18 protein-coding genes and 1 pseudogene are annotated in these 26,460 nt (G+C 39.0%); 6 read left to right on the forward strand and 13 right to left on the reverse strand.

Annotated elements, in window-relative coordinates:
• Positions 1-39: 39 nt before the first annotated feature.
• Positions 40-438 carry a response regulator gene (locus tag KO521_RS02025; RefSeq protein ID WP_215938237.1) on the reverse strand — a complete coding sequence of 133 codons (399 nt, stop codon included), beginning with the start codon at positions 436-438 and terminating at the stop codon, positions 40-42.
• A gap of 8 nt (positions 439-446) precedes the next feature.
• The gene (locus tag KO521_RS02030) at positions 447-3,095 is read right to left on the reverse strand and encodes a PAS domain-containing sensor histidine kinase (RefSeq protein ID WP_215938238.1); all 2,649 of its coding nucleotides are present in this window, start codon (positions 3,093-3,095) and stop codon (positions 447-449) included.
• A 239-nt stretch (positions 3,096-3,334) separates the two neighbouring features.
• Between KO521_RS02030 and KO521_RS02035 the strand changes: the two genes are divergently transcribed.
• From KO521_RS02035 to KO521_RS02060, 6 genes are all read left to right on the forward strand, one after another.
• A complete protein-coding gene (locus KO521_RS02035; protein ID WP_215938239.1) occupies positions 3,335-4,423 on the forward strand; it encodes a sensor histidine kinase in 1,089 nt (362 codons plus the stop codon).
• Between the two features lie 2 nt (positions 4,424-4,425).
• Positions 4,426-5,748, forward strand: a complete 1,323-nt coding sequence (locus KO521_RS02040; protein ID WP_215938240.1) for a sigma-54-dependent transcriptional regulator — start codon at positions 4,426-4,428, stop codon at positions 5,746-5,748.
• Positions 5,749-5,940: 192 nt separating this feature from the next.
• A complete protein-coding gene (locus KO521_RS02045; protein ID WP_215938241.1) occupies positions 5,941-6,351 on the forward strand; it encodes a GreA/GreB family elongation factor in 411 nt (136 codons plus the stop codon).
• A 28-nt stretch (positions 6,352-6,379) separates the two neighbouring features.
• Positions 6,380-6,745 (forward strand): hypothetical protein, encoded by a 366-nt coding sequence (locus KO521_RS02050; protein ID WP_215938242.1) that lies wholly within the window; start codon positions 6,380-6,382, stop codon positions 6,743-6,745.
• Positions 6,746-7,068: 323 nt separating this feature from the next.
• Positions 7,069-8,361, forward strand: a complete 1,293-nt coding sequence (locus KO521_RS02055; protein ID WP_215938243.1) for a Glu/Leu/Phe/Val family dehydrogenase — start codon at positions 7,069-7,071, stop codon at positions 8,359-8,361.
• Between the two features lie 11 nt (positions 8,362-8,372).
• Positions 8,373-8,789 (forward strand): GreA/GreB family elongation factor, encoded by a 417-nt coding sequence (locus tag KO521_RS02060; protein ID WP_215938244.1) that lies wholly within the window; start codon positions 8,373-8,375, stop codon positions 8,787-8,789.
• Positions 8,790-8,879: 90 nt separating this feature from the next.
• Here the strand turns inward: KO521_RS02060 and KO521_RS02065 are convergent, their stop codons facing one another.
• The 11 genes and pseudogenes from KO521_RS02065 to KO521_RS02115 form a co-directional block, all read right to left on the reverse strand.
• On the reverse strand, positions 8,880-9,947 hold the full coding sequence (locus KO521_RS02065) for a lactonase family protein (protein WP_215938245.1): 1,068 nt from the start codon (positions 9,945-9,947) through the stop codon (positions 8,880-8,882).
• A 102-nt stretch (positions 9,948-10,049) separates the two neighbouring features.
• A complete protein-coding gene (locus KO521_RS20660; protein ID WP_215938246.1) occupies positions 10,050-11,990 on the reverse strand; it encodes a cellulase N-terminal Ig-like domain-containing protein in 1,941 nt (646 codons plus the stop codon).
• Between the two features lie 30 nt (positions 11,991-12,020).
• Positions 12,021-13,508, reverse strand: a complete 1,488-nt coding sequence (locus tag KO521_RS02075) for a sulfatase family protein (RefSeq protein ID WP_215938247.1) — start codon at positions 13,506-13,508, stop codon at positions 12,021-12,023.
• A gap of 29 nt (positions 13,509-13,537) precedes the next feature.
• Positions 13,538-13,951 carry a hypothetical protein gene (locus KO521_RS20595; protein WP_354668190.1) on the reverse strand — a complete coding sequence of 138 codons (414 nt, stop codon included), beginning with the start codon at positions 13,949-13,951 and terminating at the stop codon, positions 13,538-13,540.
• A 6-nt stretch (positions 13,952-13,957) separates the two neighbouring features.
• Positions 13,958-14,989: pseudogene (locus KO521_RS20390) on the reverse strand (sulfatase family protein); the annotation flags it as partial.
• A 177-nt stretch (positions 14,990-15,166) separates the two neighbouring features.
• Positions 15,167-16,468, reverse strand: coding sequence for a glycoside hydrolase family 117 protein (locus KO521_RS02090; RefSeq protein ID WP_215938250.1), 1,302 nt, complete (start codon positions 16,466-16,468; stop codon positions 15,167-15,169).
• A 45-nt stretch (positions 16,469-16,513) separates the two neighbouring features.
• Positions 16,514-17,668 carry a glycoside hydrolase family protein gene (locus tag KO521_RS02095; RefSeq protein WP_252729816.1) on the reverse strand — a complete coding sequence of 385 codons (1,155 nt, stop codon included), beginning with the start codon at positions 17,666-17,668 and terminating at the stop codon, positions 16,514-16,516.
• 4 nt (positions 17,669-17,672) lie between these two features.
• Positions 17,673-20,723, reverse strand: coding sequence for a glycoside hydrolase family 2 TIM barrel-domain containing protein (locus KO521_RS02100; RefSeq protein ID WP_215938251.1), 3,051 nt, complete (start codon positions 20,721-20,723; stop codon positions 17,673-17,675).
• A 14-nt stretch (positions 20,724-20,737) separates the two neighbouring features.
• Positions 20,738-22,177, reverse strand: a complete 1,440-nt coding sequence (locus KO521_RS02105; RefSeq protein ID WP_215938252.1) for a sulfatase family protein — start codon at positions 22,175-22,177, stop codon at positions 20,738-20,740.
• A 23-nt stretch (positions 22,178-22,200) separates the two neighbouring features.
• Positions 22,201-24,492 carry a glycoside hydrolase family 2 protein gene (locus KO521_RS02110; protein ID WP_215938253.1) on the reverse strand — a complete coding sequence of 764 codons (2,292 nt, stop codon included), beginning with the start codon at positions 24,490-24,492 and terminating at the stop codon, positions 22,201-22,203.
• 9 nt (positions 24,493-24,501) lie between these two features.
• Positions 24,502-26,454, reverse strand: a complete 1,953-nt coding sequence (locus KO521_RS02115; RefSeq protein WP_215938254.1) for a glycoside hydrolase family 97 protein — start codon at positions 26,452-26,454, stop codon at positions 24,502-24,504.
• Between the last annotated feature and the right edge of the window lie 6 nt (positions 26,455-26,460).

The raw sequence follows: 26,460 nt of genomic DNA on the forward strand, positions 1-26,460 counted from the left end.
GAAGATAGGGGAGCGGCCCCTTCATGTTATAGTAATAAGTTATAAGGTAGAGAATACAGATTGGAGCTGTTCCGTTTTAATAGGCTTTACAAAGTAATCGGAAATTGAATGTATTTTCCTAGCTCTTTCTATATCTAAGGGGTCCAAGGAAGAAGAAATCATATAAATCGTTATTTTCTTGCTCAGCTGATTTTCAATTTTCAGAAATTCTTTCATGAATTGAAAACCGTCCATAACGGGCATATCAATATCTAAAAAGATAACATCCGGTAATTCAGAGTCTATTTTAAGATTTTTTAAAATAAATTCCATTGCAACTTCTCCATCTTCAAAATCCATGGTATTGGCCGCCAAATGCATGGTTTCCATTTTTTTTACAACTGTATAACGGTAGATGTAGTCATCATCTATAATACAGATCTTTGGGGTATTCTTCATGCGTAATATTAAAAATTTATAGTAAACGTAGTACCTACATCTACTTTACTGGTGGCGTAAATTGTGCCACCCATTGCTTCTATTTGAGATTTGGTGAGGAATAATCCAACACCTTTGGCATCTGGATGCCTATGAAAAACTTTATTTAGCCCAAATAATTTATGGCCGTGCTGTTCTAAATCTATGCCTAGGCCGTTATCTCTAAATTCCAGCATTATTTTACCCTCCTGTTTAAAAGATTCAATTTCAATTTCTGGCTTTCGTTCTTTAGATTTATACTTTATGGAATTACCTATTAAATTTAAAAAAATGCTATCTAAATATATCTTGTGATATTCAATTATTGGACATTTAGAGAAATCGGTTTTAATGCTTACTCCTGATTTTAATATTTCTCCGGCTAAAACATCTTTAACGCTATTGAATATATCTTCAAACCTAATTTCTTGAATATCTTCTTCGGAATGAGGACCTTTACTTTTTAACGCTTCAATTAGTGTATTTAGTGTTAGGGAGAGGTGATTTATTACGGTTTCGAATTTTTCAAATAAACTTTCTCGTATAGCATGACTATCTGTAGTTTTATAAATCTCCAAGAGCGAGTTTAGATTGCTTACAGGAGCTCGCAGATTATGAGATGTGATGTGGGTGAAATCTGCTAATTGCCTATTTTGTTCTGTTAGTCTATGAGCTAATAATTCTAGGTTCTCTTTTGATTTTAGAATTTTACGAGCGGCTTCTTTTTGTTTTGTAATATCCCGTATACCAAGAGATACAACAAGTTCATCTTCCCATTCTACAGGACCCATAGTTATTGATATTGGTATTTTTTGTCCATTTTTACGTAGACCAACAAGTTCTTCTATAACACCGATCTGTCTTGTAGTGGCAACATTGGAGAATTTAGCAGCTTTTATGGGAGCTAATAGGTTAGGGATAAAATTTTCTACGGATTGTTTTAACAATTCTTCTGGCTCATATTGAAACAAGGTCTCGGTCTGTTTGTTTATGAGTTGAATGTACCCTTGTTCATTTACGATAATTATGGCATCCGGAGCGGATTCTAATAAGCCTCTTAGCTTTTTTTCCGCCATGGTGATTTCCGTAATATCTTGACCCGTTCCCATGAGTTCCAAGACTTCACCTTTTGAATTTGTTAGCACAACACCTGCAAGATGAATCGTGCGTATTTTGCCTTTTGTGGTAATCATACGGGTGGTGAAACTTGTGAATTTTTTATCTTTCAGTGCTAATTCTATGTTTTCACTAACCATTTGTTGATCGTCAGGATGTACGAAATTAAGAAATGAACTAAAAGAGAGATTTTCGGTTTCATCCATCTCCAGTATAGTAAATAAGCTTTTTGACCATTTAGCAATGTCATCGAAAGGATTCCATTGCCAATGGCCCATTACGGTTAATCGTTCTGCAAAATTAAGTAGTTCGTTTTTGGCAAGAAGTTCATTCTGGTACTGCTTTATTTCAGAAATATCTGTTGATACCGCAATATAACCAATGTTGTTTCCTAGTTCATTTTTTACGGCAGATACCGTACCCATAACAGATAGCGTTGATCCATCCTTACACACATAGGTCCACTCTCTCGTGTCATTTACATCTTCGTTGGTCAGGTCCTTGTAATGACTAAAACCCTCTGGATTTTTTCCGTATTGTAGTGCAAGATCCTGTCTAAAGGTGTTGACTTCATCTATTAAAAGAAAGCCAAGAGGAGTTTCTTTACCTTCCATTTCGGATGCGGTGTACCCTAAAAGTAATTCGGCACCTTTATTAAAATGATTTATAACACCATTGCTATCAGTTGAGAAAATGGCGGTTGATTCTGAATTATAAACAGCTCTTAACTGAGCGTATGCTTTGTTAAGCTGATTTCTAGAAGATTTGGCCTCACTAATATCTTGAATGATACCAAAAACCCGGGTTAGGTTTCCATCGATTATTTCAGGTTTTCCAACCACACGGACCCATTTGTAGTTATCTTTTGCTGTGATCAACTTCGCTTCAAAGTCAAAGGAAAATCCTTTATCAAGAGCATCATTTATGATCTTTGTGACCCTAGGCCTACTCTGATGCTCCTCGTAATAATTTAAAGCATCTTCTATAGTGGGTATATAGTTCTCTGAAACTTCATGTATTTTGCGAACCATTGTGCTCCAGTAGACTTTACGCGTATTAATGTTGGCTTCCCAAGTCCCTATTTTTGCCGTTTCTTTTGTTTGTGCAAATATTTCTTTTGTTCTGGCCTTTTTAAATTCTTCTTCTTTGCTAGGCGTAATATCTATAGTATGAATAAAAAGACCTCCAACTTCATTTTTGGTAATGTACCAAGGTTGAATATTTACAGAATGCCATTTTAAAGTACCATCTTTAAATTTAAAAGGTATTTCATCAAATACATTTAATTCCTTATTGATACATTCTTGGTAAAGTTGTTTTGAATCCTCAGTTATTTCTGGAAATATATCATAATGACATTGTCCTATAAGTTCCACTCCGTAAAGGCTATATTCATTAATCCAGTAGTCAGACACAGCTAAATAGCACATCTCCCTGTCGAACATGGCAATAGCGGAAGGCGCCTGTTCAATAAAAATCTTGTGGTAAGGTATCTTGCTTTTTTTTTTGGTAGTTTTTCCCAAAGCTTTTATTTAATAGGAATATACCTTCAAGTTAGTGATAATTTACGAATTAATTGTAGGTTGTCCTACGGTTTATGAGATATAATAAATTCATTTTGTTTCATGTAAAATTTTGGTACTTATGTATTGGTTGAATTCCATTCTGTTTATAATGTAAAAACAATTTTGGTTTTTGTAGATGTATCCTTTTAAAGTAATTTTACTTCAAGAATAAATGCGTTTATAATTATTTCCTGTATATGGCTACCGTTAAAGACAAATTAAAGGAACGAATAAAGGAGTTGACCTGTCTGTACGAGGTAACTTCAATTATTGCAAATTCCGACTTTGATCAATTGGAAAAATCGTTGGAGGCTATTGTTTATTCTCTTAAAAATGCATGGCAATTTGATCAAGTAACCCAAGTACATTTAAGTTTGGATGAATTTACTATTGAGACAGAAGGTTATAGGAATACTATGACTTTAATGCGTTCTGATATTAAAATTTTTAATCAGATAAGTGGTGTTATAAAAGTAGGGTATCCAGAGGATAGATATTTCTATGCCGATTTTCTGGAAGAGGAAAAAGACCTTCTTAATAATGTTACCATAGCTATTGGAAATCTTTTGGAAAGGAAACAAATACGAGAAAGTGAAGCCAAGGTAAAGCGCCAAATTGAACGTGCGGACAGGCTTCATATTCTTGGTGAAATTACCGCAGGTATAGCCCATGAACTCAATACACCCTTGGCTAATATTTTGGGATTTACAGAACTGCTAAAAGAAAGAATCAATGATACAGGGGCGTTAAGGGATCTAGATAAAATTGTGGAAAATGCGATTTTCAGCAGGGAAATCGTTAAGAAGCTAATGTTCTTCGCGTGCGAAATGCCACAAGAAATGCAACCGGTAGAACTCAACCCAATTATAAATAGTACACTAAAATTATTAACTCCATCCTTTAGAGCAAAGGAGATTAAGCTGAAGAAAAAATTTAGTGCATCAAATATTCGTTTACGGGCAGATAAAGTACAGTTTACGCAGGTGCTATTTAATTTGGTCATGAACGCTATTTATTATTCTCCGGTTAAAGGAACGGTAGGTGTTTCTATCAATGAAAAAGGTAAGAAAATTCAAATTTGTATTTCGGATGAAGGAGAAGGAATAGACCCAAAAATAGAGGATAAGATTTTTGAGCCATTTTTTACGACCAAACCTCTAGGAGAAGGCTCAGGTCTTGGCTTAAGTGTAGTACACGGTATTATTAGCAGTCATAAGGGTACTATTGAGCATAGACCCAACAAACCAAATGGTACGGTTTTCGTTCTGGATTTCCCTAAATTGTAAGTATGCTTAAAAGAGAGAACATTTTACTGGTAGATGATGATATTAATATTCTGGAGCTTTTACAGCGCCATCTTCAATCTATGGATTATCATACCTATAAGGCAGTTTCCGTAAAAGAAGCGCTCTATGTTCTTAAAGATACGTTTATAGATTTGCTTATAACTGATATTCAGATGCCTGAAGTAGACGGTTTGCAATTATTGAAATTTACTGATGAGCATTATCCTGAGATTCCAAAGTTGGTGATTACCGGCTATCCTTCGGTAGATGGGGCTTTGGAGGTGATTAAATCAGGAGCAACGGACTACTTGACAAAACCTTTTACAAAAGAAGAACTTAAGCAGTCGGTTTTAAAGGCTTTTGAGCATGGCGAAGGTCGAAAAAAAGTGAAACCGAATAAAACAAATGATAATAAGTCGGTACACAATGAAATGATAGGCGAGTCTGAAGCCTTTCAAAAAATAACCGATGTTATCGAAAGGGTAAAAAATAACAAAGCTACCGTTCTGGTAAAAGGAGAAAGTGGAACGGGAAAAGAACTTGTAGCCCGTGCCATTCATTACTCGGGTAAGTTTTCCCGATCACCTTTTATAGCTGTTAATTGTGGTGCAATTCCCGAAAATTTATTGGAGGCAGAGCTTTTTGGTTATTTAAAGGGCGCTTTTACGGGAGCTAACGAAAACCGGACTGGTTTCTTTCAAGCTGCAGAAGGCGGTACGTTGTTTTTAGATGAAATAGGAACTGCGCCACTAACCGTACAGACCAAATTATTGAGGGCCTTACAGGAAAAGGAAATCACAAAAGTAGGCGCCCGAAAAAGTGAAAAGGTAGATATACGTATAATAGCGGCTACCAATGCTAATTTACTGAAGGATATAAAAGAGAACAGGTTTAGAGAAGATCTCTATTACAGACTTACGGTGGTAGAGATAGACGTACCTCCATTACGGGAACGTAAAACGGATATTCCTCTTTTAGTAGATAAGTTTTTGTTCAAATATGGAGTAGAATATAAAGACCGACTATTAAAAATAGCACCCGATGCGTTAGCCGTTTTAAAACGATATAACTGGCCCGGTAACATTAGAGAACTGGAAAATATAGTACAGCGTGCTGTGATTATGTGCGACGGTACCATAACTCTAAAGGACTTGCCGGAAGCGTTGAAATTTAGAATAGAATTTCCCGAAGGAGATTTTAAACCATTACGGGAAATGGAAAAAGAATACGTACAACGGGTGCTAATTTATACTAAAGGCAACAAAACAAAAGCGGCAGAAATTCTTCAGATAGACCGCAAAACTTTACGTGAAAAGTTAAAATAATGAGCTGAGGAAAAAACACTCGACTGGGTAAATTTTCCCCACTTTTATTTTCTTCAATAAAAAAATACAATCTTTTTTAGATACTGAAAATCAGTAGATTATAATTATCTGCAAACTTTTTTTTTCATAAGGCATACATTTTGTCTTTAGATGAGACATCCATAATAGATGGATAATTGAAAAGTAAAGCAGATGAAGTACGGTAGTCTAGTATTGGAGAAAAAGGATTTTAGGTTAATTAAAAAATACCTGAAACAAAATCTCTTTATAGAAGATTATTCGCATAAAGATGCGCTAGATACGCTTGAGGACAATTTAAGGACGGCTTTAGTCTTCCCGCAGGAAGATATGCCCTATGATATTGTTGGTTTTAACTCAGTGGTTACTGTTTCTAGCATTTCAAATTTTGAATATACTTTTCAATTGGTTTCGCCTCTTAACAATGACCCCAAGAACGGGAAGATATCCGTTACCAGTACAATGGGTTCTTTGGTAATTGGAAGGTCCGAAGATGATATTATAATCTACGGCCCCCCGGCGGACAGTGTTTCCTTAAAAATAAGAAAGGTAACAAATCATGTAACGGAAAAAGTTCAGGTTTAAAATAATGTTCAATTTAAATATAGACTAGATGATAAAGAAATTTGCATTCGCCTTATTGTTTTCGGCAAGCTTATTACACGCACAGGATGGAGTAAAGACTAGTGTTTCCAATGTTCAAATTGGTGATGTACTTGAAATAGGAGCACCAAAAAGTGTCAATTACAAACATATAAATTTTCCAAGAGCCAATTTCATTATAAAAAGAGGTGGCTTGGCAAATTATAAAGCGCTAAAAGGAAATAGAGTAGTTGTAACCTCCATAGAGAGTAAAAAAGACGGTTCAACAGAAATAAACATAAAACCAAAGAACGGAGGTCGCTTTTTTGGAAGTCACGCCATCGTTTCTGCGGATGTAAGCAATGCACTGGCATCTGGTGAATTGCTAATGAATTAGTTTGATAGTGGTTATTAGATCTACCCGATTGTCCGCACCTGAGTTTTGTTGAATTCTCAGGAATATCGGGTAGATTTCATACTTGAAATTTCTAACGAATCATAAAATGAATGGGTATAACAGAAGTATTTGCAGTACATGTAGATACGTTGCGCATTGTGTGATTTCTACAAATAAATATGCTATTAGTTCCTGTAGTGAATATATACATCTGTTTGATGAAGGACCAATAGCCAACGCGTATTCGGTAAAAGTTAAAAAGTTACCAAAGCGCCTAACAAAAAAACGCAAGGCCGCAAAGGCTCTATTTTAAGTATAATTCTATGATTGTAAAAACTCCTGAGCATAAAAAGGCTTTAAAGCAAGGTATGCTCTCAAACGTCATGCGACAATTTGATAATGCCGCGGACATCATTGGTTTAAACTCTAATATCAGAAAGATATTAGAAGTCACCAATAATGAATTGGTCGTTCATTTTCCTGTGAGAATGGATGATGGTAAGGTTGAAATATTTACGGGCTATAGAGTACAGCATAATAATTCTCTTGGGCCATACAAAGGCGGTTTGCGCTATCACCCAACAGTAGATATAGATGCTGCAAGGGCTTTGGCCATGTGGATGACCTGGAAAACTTCATTGGCAGGTTTGCCTTATGGGGGTGCTAAAGGCGGAATACAGTTAGATACAACCAAGTATTCAGATGAGGAACTGCAACGTATTACCAGAAGGTTTACGTACGCTTTAGGTGATAATATTGGACCTGAATTGGATATTCCCGCTCCGGATGTTAACACCAATCCGCAGACCATGGCCTGGATTTTAGATACTTATATGTCTACCAAATCTCCTGCAGAGAGGTCTACCAATTTACATGTGGTAACCGGTAAGCCTATTGGCGCTGGAGGTTCGCAAGGTCGGGACAGGGCAACCGGCTATGGTGTTTTTCTAAACATAAAGTTTTGGGCAGAAAGTAAGACCATAAATTTAAAAGATAAGCGTTTCATTGTCCAAGGTTTTGGAAATGTGGGGTATTGGGCGGCTCATTTCCTTGAGAAAGAAGGGGCTTCAATGGTTGCAGTTCAAGATGCTTATGGTAGTATTATAAATGAAGACGGTATCTCAGTAGATGATTTATTGGCGTATACCAGAGCGAATAAAGGCAGTATTACGGGCTTTTCTGGAGCGGAGACTTTAAATAGTTCTGATTTCTTTGGTTTGGATTGCGATATATGCATTCCAGCAGCTTTGGGTAACGTGATTACCGCAGCAAATGCTTCTAAAGTAAAGGCTTATTTAATTGCGGAAGGTGCAAATGGACCTACAGACGTTGAGGCAGAAGAAGTTTTACTGAAAAGAGGAGTTACTATTTTGCCGGATATTCTATGTAATTCCGGAGGGGTAATAGGAAGTTATTTTGAATGGCTTCAGAATCGTAACGGAGAAATTTGGCAGTTAGAGGAGGTTCTGGAAAAGCTGGAGAAAAAGCTTAAGGAATCCTTTACAAAGGTAATGGAGACTTCAATTAATAGAGAGATTGATATGAGAACGGCTGCTTTTATCATTGCAATTCAGAGACTAGAAGAAACGTATGTACAAAGGGGAATTTTCCCATAAATACAAGTAAAATGAAATACGGTGGCTTGGTTATAGAAAAGAAAGAATATGTTTTGTTGAAGAGGTTTATGAACATTTCGGGCTATTATAAGGATAAAACTTTGCGTAAATCAGTAGAGAAGTTGGTGGGTGAATTAGAATCGGCTCAAATATATGATGAGGCAGATATGCCCGAAGATGTAATCCGGTTTAATACTACTATTAACATTACTTCTGAGAATGGGTGGACAAAGAAGTTTAAACTGGTACTTCCCACAGAGAGTGATGTAAACAGCAGTAAAATATCCATCTTAACCCCAATGGGAGCAGCGGTGATTGGTTATGCGCAAGGAGATACTTTAATTTGGGATTTTCCTGCCGGTGAGCAACGTCTGCGCATAGAACTTGTAGAACAAGAACATAAGTATATAGATATAGATAGTATCTAATTATTTAAGATAGCAAATTAGAGCTCTCTTATTGGCACTGTAAATTCATGGCAATTTTTTTACACTTTTGAAGTCCAATAGGGGAGCAAGCTATCTAAATTTTAAACACACAGGCTGAGGCAATTTTGCTTCATGACCCGTAAAGGACAAAAGTCCAGAGGTCGCATCCCTTTTAAATACAGTTATATTTCCCGTTTTTCTGTTCGCTACGAGCAGAAAATTATTATCCGGTGATAGTGAGAAGTTTCTAGGCCAATCACCCTGAACGGACTCGGTACCCAACAAATTCAATTTGCCTTCATCCGAGACGGAAAAGGTTGCAATACTATTGTGCCCTCTATTACTCGCGTACAGAAATTTACCATCATTGCTCAAGTGAATATCGGCACAGGCGTTATTACCATCGTAATCTTCCGGTAAAGTACTTTTCTTATCAATTCTGGTAAAAGTTCCCGTTTCGGTATCCACATCGGCAGAAACTACGGAACTTCCTAATTCATTTATAATATACACCCTGTTTTTTGTTAGATGAAAAATAAGATGACGAGGGCCGTCCCCAGGATCCAATTGTAAGGCTATACGCTCCTTTCCTAGCTTACCATCACTATCAATAGGGTAGGCGAGTATTTTATCGATTCCTAAATCTACCGCATATAAAAAATCACCTGCTTTACTGAATTTTACACAGTGCGCATGGGCCGATTTTTGATTTTTATGAGGTCCTGTTCCCACATGTTGTTTGGCTTCCGGTTGATCTATAATATTTCCTTTTTCATCCACAGGGTACATAACAATACCTCCGGAACCATAATTGGCAGCGGCAAGAAGGTCTTCCTTAGGACTTAACTCAATGTAGCAAGCACCATCGCCTTCACTGGAAAAATTTGAGGTTTTGATTAATTGGGTTCCGTCTTCGTTCCACTCAAATGCCGATACACTTCCCGGTTTTGTTCCGTTGGAAGAATAAACACGCTTGCCATCTTTGGAGAGGTACAAATACCCAGAATTGTCTTCTTTTACCAAATGTTCTGAACTTGATAATTCTCCGGTCTTAGGATTAAAATCTAATTGATAGATACCTTGCTCGTCACCGCTTGCATGCGTCCCGACGAGTAGTTTTAAACTTGTATTTTCAATCTCTTGTTCAGCATTGTCCATAACCGTTTTTTTAGGCTCGTTTTTACATGAAAGTAACGTTGTTACGAGAATAAAAAATACTAGATAATTTGAGAAATGTTTCATGTTAAAAATGACGTTAAATTAGTGCTGAACGTTCAGGGTCAAAGATTGTTCAAATCCTAAGAACCCGTAAGATAGTTCTAAAATATTTACATCTGTATTTTTGGGAATTTTAAACTTGGCAGTAAAAATTCCAGTGTTTATACCTGTTTCGGTAAGCGCTATATTTTCAGTTTGTTCCCCTGTTTTTAATAGAACCCAGCCTTTATCTTTAGTGTTTCTATCCACATTAAGAGCTGCTTTCAACAGGATATTCACCGTCTGACCGGGTTTTACCTCGCTAATTTCTGTTGTACTTTCAGAATCAAGAACTTTTAGACTATGACTGCCCAAAGTAGAAAAGGTTAGCGTAGCTTGCCATCCACGGTTGGAGATTCCCCAACCTTCTGTTGCGTAGGCATTTTTACCAAAAACCCGACCTTCATTTTTACCTTCAATCGTTTCTACGGTTTCGGCTATAGGAAATTGACTATCCAATGGAGAACCATCTAAAGTTCCTCTTACTTTGCCCAATTCCCCAAACCCATTCGGATGTGATTGTGGCCACCCTTTTTCAACGCCTGGCCAATAACCACCAATTTTTACTCGATCATCACTTTTATTGCTGAGATGCGTACCCACAGGGTTTACACCAAAAACAAAGTCGGTTTGTGCCCAGCCTAGCGCTCTAAGTTCCGGGTCATTTAATAGATGTGCAACGGCAAACATAGAACCACCAAGAGCAGGAGCCCCACCCAATTCCTTGGTTTTTGGGTGCGCCCATTCGGATTCGCTATGCGTACGGTATTTCCAGAAATTGTTGGTTTTTTGTTTCATGTGAAGCGCCCAGGCTTCTAGTTTTTCTTTGGTCTCTTTTGGTGCTTTTTCAGGAGCCAATAATAAAAAGAAAGATAATGCTTGTGGGGTAATATGTTCCGCATTTCTAATCCACCACATATGTCTGGGATTTTCAAAATCCCAATTCTTTATTATATCCGAAGCACCGGCTTGTGCCCATTTTAGAAATTTTTCCGGTGAACCGTCTTTTTCATGTCTTTCACATTCATACATTAAAAGATTACGAAAAACCGATTGCCCGTAGGCATTGCCCATTTCATTGAATTCCTGAAAACCTTGGTCTACCCATTTAGTACTATACGTCCAAAACCGGACCACCTTATGCCGGTCATAGGCTTCCCAATTGTCCAAGCAGGCTTTTCGGTATTTCTGATAGGTTTCTTCGTCTAGATACGGTTTTAGAAAAGAATGGTACGCAGCGCAAACTGCTGCCAGTTGATCTAAAGTATTCCAATAATCATAGGTCATTCTGGGTTGTCCTTGGTAGCCTAAAGTACCATGGCGTTTTTTTACGGGACCGTTATAATCTACATACTTGTACGCAAATTCGGCATGCCAAAGAATCAGTTCAATGAGGTCGGCTACTTTTTTATCGCCCAATTCAGATTTCCAGTTGTCAAAAAGCGCTGGGTTACTGGCATATTGTAGAATTTCAAAAATAGTCTCTAATCCGTAGGCACCACCATCCCGCGTAGGCCCTCCACCGTAGACCGCAGCCATATCATAGGTGCTTAAATCTGAAAATCCTCTGGCATCTACAAAAAAGTCATAGGCTAATTTTGAGGATGTTGTTTCTAGAAGATGATCGGCTATTAGAAAAGGAACGGAGCTTCCGTGTCCATCCGCTGTAATTATAAATTCATCGGCAATTCCGTCCGGATTAAAATCTGAAAACCAACCTTCGTTGTTCAGAATTTCTCCTTCAAAAACAATTTTTGAAGTGGCGGTGTTTGTAATTTTAAAAGAAGTACCATCTTCGGCCCCATAGCAAACAAAGCGTTTGGATTCGTTTAGGTTATAGCCTAATTGATTGACATAGGGTTCAAACTTTCTGGTTTCATTTGTTTCCTGGGCATTGCAAAACATAGAAGCCAATATTAAGGCTGCTAATACTATTTTTTTCATTCTATCTTCAGTTTGTATAACGGAGTTATTTTACTGGGTGACCGCATACTGAGTACGCAGCTCGCTAAGTTCTTTTTTCATTTCAGAAATCTTTTTTTCGGTGGCCGAAGTACCATAAATATTGTTCATTTCCGAAGGGTCGTTTTTTAAGTCATAAAACTCCCACTCTTCCCCGTTGGGAACATCCTCGCCATAAAACCGAATGAGTTTGTAGCGTTTATTTGCAACCCCTTCGTGACGACGTACCGCGTGTGCGCCAGGGTATTCATAATAGTGGTAATACATAGATTTTCGCCAATCTTCTGGCGCTTTTCCTTTTAGTAGTGGCACAACACTTTTACCTTGCATATCGTCAGGTATAGGAGCATCGGCAAGGTCAAGAAAGGTTTCTGCAAAATCTATATTCTGAACCAAATCGGTATTAACGCTTCCCGGTTTAATGTTCCCGGGCCATTTTACGATAAGCGGTGTACGGAAAGATTCTTCATACATAAAACGCTTATCGAACCAGCCGTGTTCACCCATATAAAAACCCTGATCAGAAGAATAGATTACGATGGTGTTTTCATCAAGCCCTTGTTCTTTAAGTGAAGCCATTATTTCACCAACGCTTTCATCAACGGACCAAATGCAACGTAGATAGTCTTTCATGTAAGTTTGGTATTTCCATTTTACAAGGTCTTTGCCTTCAAGATTATCGGCTTTAAACTTGGCAAAACGTTCTTTATACCGTGGGTCGTTGGCATAGCGCTCACCTTCTGCCTTTAAATCTGAATCAATTTTCATACTAGTGGCAATATCCATTTCTTGTTTGTGTGCAGCTGTAGTACGTGTGCTGTAATCATCAAAGAAATTGTCCGGTTCGGGAATCTCTACATCTTCGTATTTGTTCATATAACGCTCCGCAGGATCCCAATTACGGTGCGGCGCTTTGTGGTGAACCATCATCATAAAAGGCTTATCTTGATCGCGTTCGTTTTCTAGCCAATTCAGGGCTCGGTCCGTAATAACATCGGTTACATATTCACCTTTGTAATTGGTGTCGCCTTCTTCGGTGATGAAGTCTGGATTGTAGTATTTTCCTTGTCCCGGTAAAACTTCCCAATAATCAAAACCTTGCATTTTTCCGGGCAAATGAATTTTTCCGATCATAGCGGTTTGATATCCGTTCTGACGGAGTATTTTTTGAAACTGCTGTTGGTCATGGTCAAAAATGGTTTTCTTGGTATTGTCCAACTTTTTATGGAGATGGCTCATTTTTCCGGTCAATAAAGTAGCTCTACTAGGGGCACATATAGAATTTTCAACATAAGCTTTATCAAATCGCATTCCTTGGGCAGCCAATTTATCAATGTTTGGGGTAGGGTTTAAAGTTTGAAGTCTACCGCCATACGCACCAATGGTTTGATAGGAATGGTCATCGGAAAAAATCCAAACAATATTAGGTTTCTTTTCTTGTGCGATTGAGAGTAGTGGAAGCAGTGAAGCCACTAAAAAGAAGAATTTGTTGAGTTTCATATGGAGTTGTTTTGAGTTTAAGTGATTTGTTATAGTTTCCCGATTTCTCGGTTCTCAGTACCTTTTTCGATACCAACGTTAAGGTCGCCTAGTTCTTTTCTAGCTTTATTGACCTCAAGCATCAGTTCTTTTACTTTTTCTGGGTAATAAGCAATTACGTTGAACCTTTCGCCTGGGTCACGCATCATATCGTAAAGTTCAGGTTCTTCAACAACAGTTTTAATGCGTTTACCTCCATTACCGTTATTACCGGGTTCTGTGTTATAGCTGGCGTAAGTATGGGGTAATACAAGTTTCCAATTGCCTTTTCGTACTCCGTTTAGGTTGTTCTTCCCGTGATAATATAATATGGTGTTACGGGGCGTTTCGGAAAATTTTCCTTTCCAGAGAGATGAAATATCTACGCCATCTATCTTATGGTTGGATAATTTTCCGTTTGTAATGGCCGCGAACGTAGGAAGTAAATCTACGGCACAGGCCAATTTGTGCGTAACCGTTCCTTCTGGAGTATTGCCTGGCCACCGAATGATAAAAGGCACACGTTGTCCGCCTTCCCAACTGGTGGTTTTCCCCTCGCGTAATCCACCGGAAGACCCAGCATGATTTCCGAAATTTAGCCAAGGCCCATTATCCGTGGTAAAAATAAAGATGGTATTATCGGCAATTCCGTTTGTTTTAAGGGCCTTATCGATTTCACCAACGGACCAATCAATTTCCATCATCACATCGCCGTAAAGTCCTTGCTCGCTTTTTCCCCTAAACTTATCTGAAACGCCCAGCGGTATATGGGCCATGGTGTGCGGTACATATAGAAAAAAGGGCTCGTCTGCATTTCGATTTATAAAATCGACAGCTTTTTCAGTGTAAATCGTAGTTAGTTGGTCTTAATCCTGTAAATTCTTGATGTAGGATGTAGCTTTGTTTCCTTCAATTAAAGGTAAGTCCGGAAAGTTAGCTCTGTTCATCTTATCGGAAAGATTTTCACCGGTAACATTATCTTGTGGCCACATGTCATTAGAGTAGGGCAGGCCAACAAATTCGTCAAACCCATGTTGTAGAGGTAAGAATTCTTTTTGCCAGCCCAAATGCCATTTGCCAAAACATGCCGTTTTATAGTCTTGCTTTTTGAACATTTCTGCAATGGTAAGTTCGTCTTTGTTCAGTCCAATGTCATGTTTTGGAAAAAGTGCTCCTGAAAACCCTATTCTATTGGGGTAACAACCGGTTAAAAGACCTGCTCGCGATGCACTGCAAACGGGTTGCGCGGCATAATAATTGGTAAATCGTGTGCCTTTAGCGGACAGATGGTCAATATTTGGGGTTTCAAAACCCGTGGCACCATACGCACCAACATCCCCATAGCCTTCGTCATCAATAAAAACGAGAACTACGTTAGGTGGACGATTATTTTGATTTTGTCCAAAGCAGAGATTGCTAGGGAGTAGGGCGATTAAAACGAGTAAAATAGACGAGTATTTCATGTAAACAGTGGTTTGGTTGTCATTGAACTATAAAAAGGACTTTTTTGAACGAGCAAGAGGATAGATAGCTCCTTGATCCTCAAAAAAGTCCTTTGCTAAATGTAAGGTATTTATTAAGCTTTTACCACTGTTTAACAACCTACTCATGGACTGTTATAATTTCAAAGGGAAACTATATTATCGTCCTTCGGGATTTCTATTTTCATTAGGTTTTTGTGCAAAATAAACTTCAGGGTCATGATACACTCCTGTTTTTTTATACGATGGAATATCAACGTCAAGACTCAGGTCGCAATCAAAACGTGCCATGATGGAATATGCTTTTTTAGAACTTTTTCCAGCATTGGTAAAATGAGAAAGTCCCCAAGTAACTCCTCTTCCGTCACCGGAATCTGTAAACGCATCAGCGGCAAAAGGTGCTGCTGCCGTTGGAGCTAGGGACACAACCGAAGCAATTTCAAAATTGACACCATCTTTGGCATATTGCATGGTGTACCTTTCATTACCATCTTTTATGGCCAATGTGGCTACACCTTCCTTAAACGGGAAATAAGTGGTCTCGTGTCCGGAAGTCATAACTGGGTTTAAAGGGTGTTTTTCAAAAGGACCTAAAGGGTCTTCTGCAATTACAAGACCATGGCCCACCGCATATTTATCGCGGATATCTGGCCATTTGTTATAAGCCGCTTTATAGTACAAGTGAATTTTTCCTTTGTAGACAATAGGTTGCGGGTCATGCGTAGCATCTTGGTCCCACTCTCCTTTTTTACCAAAAGGAATTACGGCATCCTTGCCATGTGTCCAAGGACCAGCGGGAGAATCTGCATATGAAACCGAAACGGGACACCAGTCTCCTCGTAAACCACTTGGTTCATTAAAAGCTTGATAGTATAAATAGTATTTTCCTTTCCAAATTAAAATATCGGGAGTAGCTACCGAACGCCAGCCGGGATTAGGTTTTTCAGGTCTTTTAATAGCGATACCTTCTTCTTTCCATGTAGTTCCGTCTTTACTCGTAGCATACCAAATATCGCAAAGGTCCCAATCCGTAGAGGGAATTTCATCTGTAGCCTCTTTAGCACGGTTCCAACCAATAGGTGGCACTTTAGTGTCTCTTTTGGTATAGTACATGTAGTATTTGCCATCTACCAAAATGGGTCTTGAAGGGTCACGACGCGATACGGTTCCATCACCACCATTGTAGTCAAAACCTTTTAAACGTGTGTATTTAAATTGAGAAAAAAGTTCGTTGTCCTGTACTCGTGGAGCTGGATAATCAAACATACGTTCGGCCGAAGCACTCAGTGGCATATCGGGTTTTTCCGCAGGTAGTTTATGTGGAAATACTTGATGTTCCGTTGAAGCGGTTTCTTCGGAAGCGGCAGGAGTTTTTTCTGATTTAGAATCTGAACAGGCAATGAAAGACCCCGCCAGTAAAAAACTCAAAAAATAGTGTTTGTACAGAGGTTTGAGCTGCATAATATGTGGTTTAGAGTTTGAAATGAGCTTGTAGTTTGTAAGTGTTTAGTTATTTGTTTTTTCGATTTTTAAAGGGATCTGAATATTGAACGATTCGCGAACCCCATTGGCATCAAGAGTATCGGCAGCACATAGCAGTGCAACCGGTTCTCCATTTTCTCTAAAAACTTGTGGCCGTTCTAGATGTGTAAATTGTTGTTCACGGCCATTTTTCCATTCTACAATGCGCTTAGAGATTTCAAAATTTTTGGCTTTATTCCATTGAATACCATCTTCAGAATCATAATGTACCAAAGAGAATTCACGTTTTTTGCCTTCATGTTTTATACGTTTTACAATGGCTCTGAATTTACCATCTTGGTACCAGATATAAGGGTCTTCCGCAGGGAAACGTTCACCTTCGAATGTAAAGACAGGGTCAGGATATTTTTTGAAGGGACCTGTGGGCGAATCCGCAATAGCTACCATATGTACTACAGGACCACCGCCTGGTAATGGGTCCTTTTTACCAACAGCCTTATAGACCATTAATATTTTTCCATCTGGCATTTGACAAACGGATGGGTTTGAAGTCATCAGAGCGTCATAAGCATCGTCATTAGGGGAAACATCTAAAACGGGTTTGTCAAAACGTTTCCATGGTCCGTTGGGCGAATCGGCAACAGCTACGCCTATACGTTGGTTGTTACGGTGTACCCAGTTAATTTTAGGTTTGCCGGGAACACTTACAATTTTCTTATCTCCTGTATTACCCATATAATACAGATAATATTTTCCGTTGAACTTATGCACAGTTGGGTTATGGGTCGTAGAACCATCCCAAAATTCTGCACCACGGTCCGGTAAGGCAAAGTCTTTATGCTCAAATGGACCAAAGGGCGATTCTGATACCGCATGGGCGATTACGGAATAGTTTACCCATTCCCAACCAATATTTTTAGGCCATTGGGAGTAAAACATGTGGTAAAGTCCGTCTTCGCCTTTTACCATAGAACCGCCCCAAATACTTAGACTGTCATTCCTGAATATGGACTCTGGTGAAACTTTTCCGAATTCTATTTTGTAGTCGGGAACTGCTTCGTTCACAGTAATATTTGAGTTTGCCAAGTTCTCAGCTTCCGAGTTTGATTTCTTTTCCGATTTGCACGAAAAGAGAAATGAAACTGTGGCAAAGGCAAGAATTACATTTAATTTTTTCATATTTCTATTTGTCAAAATTTATCAATGAATAAACGTGTGTTGGTTTAGACCAATCGCTCTGTCCATTTTTTGTCTTTTTCATAATGCTGATAAAATGCGGAGCGTCCCCTTCATAGGCAATAACCGTCATACCTCTGGTTATAGTGGTGCTTTTATACTGAAAATAAGTTTCTCTTAACCCATATTTTACGGTATATTCCACATCATTAGATGCTCCGGAATAGCCCACAATAAGTTTGTCACCAACAACAAATGCATCCCAGATAACTGGCGGTAATACTTTACCATTAGGTTTGGCTATCCGCATTTCGGAAGGCTTGCTTTCACCTTTTTCATTCGTGGCGATAACTTTAAAGGAGTATTCTTTTCCGTTTTCTAAATTGTTCAGTTCTATGAAATTGGTTGTCGTCTCTTTTGATTTTACAATTTCCCCTTTATTATTTTGATGGGTAACATGGTAGGTATCTACATTAAAAACAGGATTAAAATGAATTCTAACGGAAGCATCACCATTTTCTATTGTTGAAATTGAGGGGCTTCCAGGAACGGACAGGGCAATACGTTTTTTCTTTCGGGTATAACCGTTAGGGGAAAGAACGCTAACATGTACACTTGTTACGTCGGTGAGATATGGTTTCCAATTCATACTGATTTTACTTTCAGTATCTCCTGGTTGTAAGGTGGGAAGTTTTACGGTATTCTTAGCTAAGGTGTCTCCTTTGGTATTGTGAAGCGACCAGACTAAACTGTGGTTTCTTAGGGTATAACTAGGGTAATTTTCCGAGTTCTTGGTCGTAATCGTAATTTGTGCGTAGCCTTTTTTAATATCCAAGTCCAATACTTCTAATTGCTCAACAGGACTATGCTCATTTTCTATTCTGTTGTATAACTTCCGCTTTTGACGCCAAGCATTTACAAGTCCCCATACTCGATTTTCCTCGGGTGATGTTGCTGCGTAACCACTTCGGTAGTCATTGAATGTCCACAGCGAAGCTCCAATTACAAAAGGGTTTTTGTTTTGTAAACTTGAGTTCCATTCTGATATTTCAGGAATATCACCGTCCAAGGAGGTGGTAGCCATTGGTTTTATACCATATTCAGAAATAAAAATAGGTTTATCGGGCCATTTGGAACGTAGGGTTTTAAACACTTCTTCCGGTTTACCTTGAAACGGATACAGGTTGTGCATAATCATATCTACCAGCGAATTCGGGTCGTTCTCGGGAGTTGCCGTATCACGCCATCCGCTGTTACTTACACAGGTTACCAGACGGTAGGGGTCAAGCTCGTTCTTGACGTAATCAATGGTCAGTTTAGCATAATCGTAGTGATCTTTTAATTCGTTGCCAACACTCCAGCCAATAATACTAGGGTGGTTCACATCGCGGTCAATCATCTCTTTAAGCCATTGTTTTGCCAACGGATAATCTGGAGCCGTAAACTCAGGGTTGGTAAGTTCTCTTACATTGACTTCCTCAAAAAGTAGAATCCCTTTTTCATCACAGCGCTCAATCAACTTTTTATTCTGCGTGCCATGCATGATTCGCATAAAATTGGCACCCGCATTTTTCATTAGGTCTACATCTTTATTGATTAAATATTGCGGTTCTGAAGAACCCCAATATCTATGGTCACTTACACGGTTAAAACCTCCTAAGCGTACAGGTTCGCCGTTTAAAATTAATTGGGAATCGGTCAATTCTACTTTTCTGATACCAAAACGGTCTTTTTTCATAGCTAAAGTTTGGCCGTTTTCGGTAACCGTTGTCGTTAAGTGATACAAGTTTGGTGTATCAAAATGCCATAACTTTACTGCACTTGCCGGCAACGTACTTGCTAATTGAATTTCTTTTGTGCTATTTGCCGGTATGGTAATCGTGTATTGTAAATCAGTAGTTTGGGGTGCTTCGTCAATTTGGGAAGCAAGCATAACCGTACGCTTCTTTGCGGATGAATTTTTGACCCGAACTTTTAACTTTAGATTAGCCGAGCCTTTTTTTAGGTCGGGTTCGGCATGTATGTACTGATAACTGATGCGTACATTATTGTTTTTTACCAAATGCACATCACGAATGATTCCGCCCCAATTCCATGTAGCACCGACTAGTGCACTATTATCGGCTTCTACAGCGATTACGTTTGGACCGTTAAAATTGAGTTCGTCGGTCACGTCAAATTCAAACGGAGTAAAGCCGCCTTGATGACTACCTATCAACTCTCCGTTCAAGAATATTTTTGCAAGGTGATATACGGCATCAAACTTGACCCTAATACGTTCTTCTGAGCTCTTTTTCCAGTTTGGAGGGAGGTTAAAGGTTTTGCGGTACCAACCTATTCCCGTGTAATTGGAATATTCGTTTAGCATTCCCCAATGTCCCGGTACACTTAGGTTTTTCCAATTGGAATCGTCAAAATCAGATTTAAATATGGTTGCTTTTTCTTCTTTGGAAGTTTCCATTTTCTCGGAAGAAACCGGGCGGAACATAACGGCATCTGCAACTACGGTATTGGGTGTTATTGCGGTCACTTCAATATAATTAGTATCGGTTTTATCAAAAGTGAATACACCTAAACTTAACCATTGATCACATCGGTTTCGTTGGTTAAAATAAGAAGAGGTGAGACCACCACCATGATTTACGTTTACTTGGGCAGTAAGATGCGAAGCGAAAGGAAACCGTACAAACGCCTCGTAAAACTCAGATTGGTGTAAAGCTGGAGTGTACCTCACATAATTGTTCTCGGACTCATCTTTTCCAAAACTACGCTGTAGGTAGTTTTTGCCATAGAAAGTAGAACCTCGGTCGCCTTCTGTCTTCAATATCCAATCTCCTTTTACCTTTACATGTTCTTTACTGGAATTGTCAATTATAATATCTTCGGGAGTTTCGGAAACAGTAATGTAATTGGAACCTTCGCCGTAAATGGTATGGAATTTCCAATCACCGCTTAATAAAAGGGCTTCTTCTCCAGCGGCAACATGTTCTGACTTTTGAGCATGACAGGACCAGAGACTTAAAATTAAAATACTGGTTAGGAGAGGTTTGAGCTGCATTTGGTCAAAATATTTTAATAATTTTTCTTAACGAAAGGATGTTTTACTTTTTCTTTTGGTTTTCTGAAAACCCACGGCTTCCATGCTTCGTAGCGTTCTTTCCATTCCTCCAAAGTACGGGTGGGGTATTTGGATGAAAGTCCACCTTTTCTAAATTCTTGGGAAACGCCTTTGTCATTAATAGACCTCCTCCAAACATAAAGTTCTTCCAACATTTTATCCTTAAGGTCTCCATAGTCAGGGTCGGAAGCAATATTGTTCAGTTCATAAGGGTCAGCTACAATATCATAAAGCTCAAACTCTGTTTTGGTAGGAGCAAAGAATTTGGCCTGATCTTCGTTAAGTTTTCCTTCCAAATTCATAACATTCATTTCTGCCAGCATAGGATACATATCTTCCTTGTAACCACTGTATTGCAAATAGGCTCGCTCAGGCATTAGGTTATGAATCAATTTATATTTATTTGAACGGATAGCCCGCATAGCATCATGGGTTCCTCCCATACGACCGCGTGCCGCGAAAATGTACTTCCTGTTTTTGGATTCCTCTTTAAATAGATTCTTTCCTTGTAAAGGATGCTCAGGTTTTGCGCCGGCTATATCTAAGATGGTAGCAGTAATATCAATGGTTTGAACCATATCTTTGTTCACTTGGTTAGGAGCAACGTGCCCGGGCCATTTTATGATAAGAGGAACCTGTAAACCTGGGTCGTACAAAAATTGCTTGCCACGAAAATGGCATCTGCCGTTGTCTCCAATTAAGAAAATCAAAGTGTTATCCGTCAAACCTTCTTTATCAAGTCGGTGTAGTATATCGCCAATTTCTCTGTCGCAAACTTGCATTTGTTCAAGGCCATTCGCCCAATCGCGTCGAGCAAAAGGTGTATCAACATAATAGGGGGGAAGCTCTATTTTTGATGGGTCTATGGGGTTTTTAGGATCACGGTTCCAAGCTCTATGTGTTCCTCCCAAGGTAATCTGAGCGAAAAAGGGTTGCCCTTTTTTACGCTCCTTCCAATCCTTACCCATAAAACCTAAGTCGCCGCTAAAATTGGCATCGGTCTTATCATAGATTGAAAGAGATGTAAAATAACCCGCTTCTTTGAGAAGCAAAGGCATAGGTTTAATGTCAAAAGGCAATGGTTTCTTTTCTTCTTTTGCCGTTCTGTGTTGTTCTGCCCCAATATAATTTTGATGATACCCCGTAAGCATTGCAGAACGGGAGGTTGAACAAACGGGAGAAGTGCAGAAAGCATTGGTATAGCGCACACCTTCTGAAGCTAGTTTGTCGGTTACGGGTGTTTCTATTCCCTTTGTTCCGAAACAACTTAAATCAGGACTCCAGTCTTCTAGCATTATCCAAATAATATTGGGGCGTTCGGAAGAATCGCTTTGCGATATCGCTGTAAAAGGCAGAAGTATAAGCGCCAGATGTAGTATTTTAATCAGTTTCATATGAGATGATGCTATATTGATATTTACTTTTTAAGTTCTTTTATGGGAGACCAATCCGTTGCATCGGATTTTATTTTGGCAAAGAAAGGTTCGTTGTGTGGCCATTCAATTTTAACGGCTCCTTTTAGGTTTGTGGTCTTTTCTTTATTGAGATTTTCTTTATTGTTTCCATATTTAAAAGTGAAAATAGAGTCTTTTTCAGAAACAGTGTATCCAACACTTATGCTTTCTTTTTTTCTTCTTAAATATTCTATGATTGGCGATTCGGTAGACCTAATTTTTGATTTTTTTGTTTCTGTTGAGTAAGCCGTTTTTACTTCTATTTCCATTGGGTTCCAAATACCAACATCTATTTGGGTAGCATTTTCATCATTTTGAAAACTGAATTTTAAATCTTCATCACCGGGTTTTATAGAAGGAAGGTCAATTTCTTCGGTTTTTACGGATTTACCATTGGCATCAAAAAGCTCATATTTTAAGGTGTAGCTATCTAAAGTAAAAGCGGGAATGTCTTGTTTGTTTCTTGGACTTAGCACAATCTCAAGCTTCTTATTGTCTATAGTGGCTTTTAGACTTTTGACCGGAGCATAAATATCTTGAATCTGCTTGTAGGCGGTCTTTTTACTTCGCCATACATTAACCACGCCCCAAGCTCTATTTTCAGAAGGAGGAGTAGCTTTATAATCGCTGCGATAATCATTATACGTCCATAAAGACGAACCCACCACGTAAGGTAATGTTCTAATTTTGTCCAGTTCGCTTATAAGTCGGTTCGTGAATTCAGCATCGGAAGTGAGTCCGATTTGGTTATCGCCTATTTCGGAAATGAAAATAGGTTTTCCAGGAAATTTTTCATGAGCTCTACCCACTTTTTCATAGGTTTCCCCATAGGAGTTCATGCATAATAAATCTAGTTTTTCGTAAGGTTCATTCCCTGGTTTAGCTAAGGGTAAATGCGATGTAAAACTGACCACCGTTTTTAGTCTTGTGGAATCTAAACTGGCCACATGATCAATCATATCGTTTACATATTCATATTGCCCCTGTGTCATGGTCATATCTTGCCAATCACCATCAGGGTCGCCTATTTCGTTGCCCACACTCCAACCCACAACACTTGCGTGGTTGAAATCGCGAGCAATCATTTCATCTAGCCATTTTTTCGTTCTTGGATTATCTGGAATTGCGTTTGGAGCACCACGACCCCAAACCGGAATTTCTTCAATAAGCATGTACCCAATACTATCACAGAATTTTAAGAGGTTTTCAGCAGAAGGTGCATGCATAATTCTTGAAAAGTTACCACCCAGTTTTTTGATATCTAAAATGTCGTTTTTTATCAACTCATCGGGTTCTGTGTTCCCGTACAGACGATGGTCATGCACTCGGTTAAAACCGTTTAATCGTACAGGCTCGTTGTTAAGATAAAGTTGTTCGCCAATGGCTTCCATTTTGCGAATACCGAACTTATCTTTTACTCTGTCAATTTCTTGGTTATCTGCTGTAACATTACTTTTCAGTTCATAAAGGTTTGGACGGTCAAAATGCCATAGTTCAACCTCTTTCAACTCTTTTGAGGATTTTAATGTCTTTGTAACGGTCTTATTTGCAGGCGCCTGTATTTTAAGTGTTTTATTATGCCACTGCTGCCCATTAGGGTTGTTGATTTTGGTATTTATTTCAAGGTTTTGCACCTCATTGGAATTGTTCTCGATTTTATACGAAATGGCAAAGTCAACTTTGTCAGAAGTAAAATCGGGCACAGCGGTAATGTGTTGCCATACAAAACGTACATTATTGTTTGCGAGTAGCGAAACATCTCTGCTGATACCGCCCCATGCCCACCAAGCGCCTCTTTTAAACGTATTGTCGGCCATGATCAAAAGAGAGTTGGGTTTATCTGTCCGTACTTGGTCTGTTATATTAAATTCAAAGGGGGTATAGCCTCCTTCGTGCTCACCTAATAATTTGCCGTTCAACCATACTTTGGATGTTTCGTAAACAGCATCGAATTTTAATCGGATTTGTTTGTCGGTCCAGTTCTCGGGAACGGTAAAATCTCTTTGGTAATAGCCTTTACCCTTAAAATGGGCATATTCATTTTCAATATCCCAATTACCAGGAACGGTAAGAGTGTCCCATTGTGTATAATCTGCTGTTAGTAGGTCTTGATCACTCTCATCGCTGGAGGCAAAAAAATGCCAGTTCCCATTCAGGGATAGAATTTTGTTTTCAGAAGACGTTTCCGAATTTTTCTCTGTACAGGCGCTTAGAAAGGCAATGGTAAAAAGTGCAATGGAAGCAAAATTTCTCATGGGTACTTTTTATTTTTTGATAAATTTTATGACGGCACCACCATGTTCCGCTAAGTGAACCGTAAGTGTTTTTTCCTTGGAGACCGTTTCCGATGATTTTTTAAAGGAAACGGCCGTGTTCCATTGGCGCAGGTTAGCTTCGTTATTGAGTCCTTCTAAATTGATGCGTTTGGCTTTGGTGTCATCCGTAAATATTTCAGCAGTATACTCACCATCGCCTAAAAAGCTACAGTCAATTTGTAGTTCGTGGGCCAGGCCACTACGTAGAACGCCCAAATACCAATTGTTGTCCGTACGTCTGGCTATGGCCGCTAATTCACCAATTTTACTTTGGGGCAAGACAAAGGTCTCATCCCAGACCGAAGGTACGGTCTTAATAAAATCCAACGCGGGTTGAATGCTCTTGGTTTTAAGTAGAAACTGAGTATTCTCCGCAATACAGTTAAAAGGGGAGTAGAAAGTAACCAATGTGGCCAATTGATGAGCCCATGTGGTTTCCCCCGGTTCTGTAAACCCTAATGGCGTGTAATCTCCGTGTCCGGTTACGTATCTTGTAAACGGCAATGCCGCATTGTGGGAAGCCGCCAAAGGACCTTCTTTCATATGGTTGACCTCCAAACCTCGTATACCTTCACGTGTAACTTCGTTCGGGTAGGTTCTGTATTCGCCGGAACTTTGTTGGCAGCCGTGAAAATTGACCATCAATTGTCTTTCTGCCGCTTTTCTTAATAAGGCTTCATCAAACGATATGATACTTTTACTCTGGCCGTTCATAAAATCCACTTTTACTCCAACGGCACCAGTTTGCTTCACGCTATCTAAAAAATGGCCCATTATGGCATAATCGTTTTTTGGGAAGTTAATTTCCTTGGAGTGTTTCCATACAAAAATACCAACACCTTTTTCCTCCGCATAGTCACAAAGTTTGGTAACCGACTCCCATTTGTTTGCCCATCTTTCCCAGCCTTCATCTACCATGGAATAGGCAAAATTTAATGCTTGGGCATCATCTACCATATCACGCTCTTCTTTATAGTTCACATATTTCCCGGACCACCAGTGCCAAACGGATTTTCCGGGAATTATCCAGTCTGTATTTTTAAAAATTTCAGGATCAGGAGCAGGGTTTAACGATGCCACCATGGTGTTGTTCGCTAAATCATTAAGGTTATCTGCCAAAAGAATACAGCGCCATGGGGTGGTAACTTTTCCGTTGATAGCGAAACCATTATCGCCTTCCTCAAAATTAGCTTTGAACGTGTTGTTACCAATGGCTTCTAGTCGCATACCGCTGTAGTTATAGAGAGCAGCTTCTGCTAGCAAGGCATAACCACCTTGTGGAAGCTCACAAGTTAGTGTTAACCCTTGTATAGGTCCCATTTTAGAAACGGTAGGCATTTCAGAAATATCGGCGGAGAGCCATTCGCCGGCGTGCGATTTTAATTTCCAGTCGCTATCGCGTTCAAAATACCAGACTTTGGTTTCGCTGGGCAATTTAAAACTACTTTCTTCACCCTTTACATTTTGAGTACCACTACCAGATACAATATACCGGTAGGCTATACCTTCATTAGAAAGCTGAAATTCTAAATTCCATTGGCTTCCATCTGCTTCTGAAATTATGTACGTGTATTGATTTCCTGTATAGGAAGCTTCGCTCTTAATTCCGTTTAACGGATATTCTGTTTTTATTTTTTTTTGTTCTTCAAGTATTATTTCTGCATTTTTCCCCAGTTGCCTTTCATCAATAAAAATACCTAATAGGGAAGTATCAAGAACAATCTTTTGGTCTTTATGAACCTGAAAAGCAAGTTGTCCGTTGGTTGCCGTAAATAGGGAAACGGTTGTATTGCCCCTTGTCATTGAGGTAGTCGTTTCTTTCTGAGAATTATTATTTCTACAGGCCGAAATCAACATAACGAGACCAATGACAAGGCTAAACTGGAATTTTACTTTTTTCATACTACT

The organism is Zobellia uliginosa (genome assembly GCF_018860745.1).
In the GTDB taxonomy this organism is placed as follows: domain Bacteria; phylum Bacteroidota; class Bacteroidia; order Flavobacteriales; family Flavobacteriaceae; genus Zobellia; species Zobellia uliginosa_B.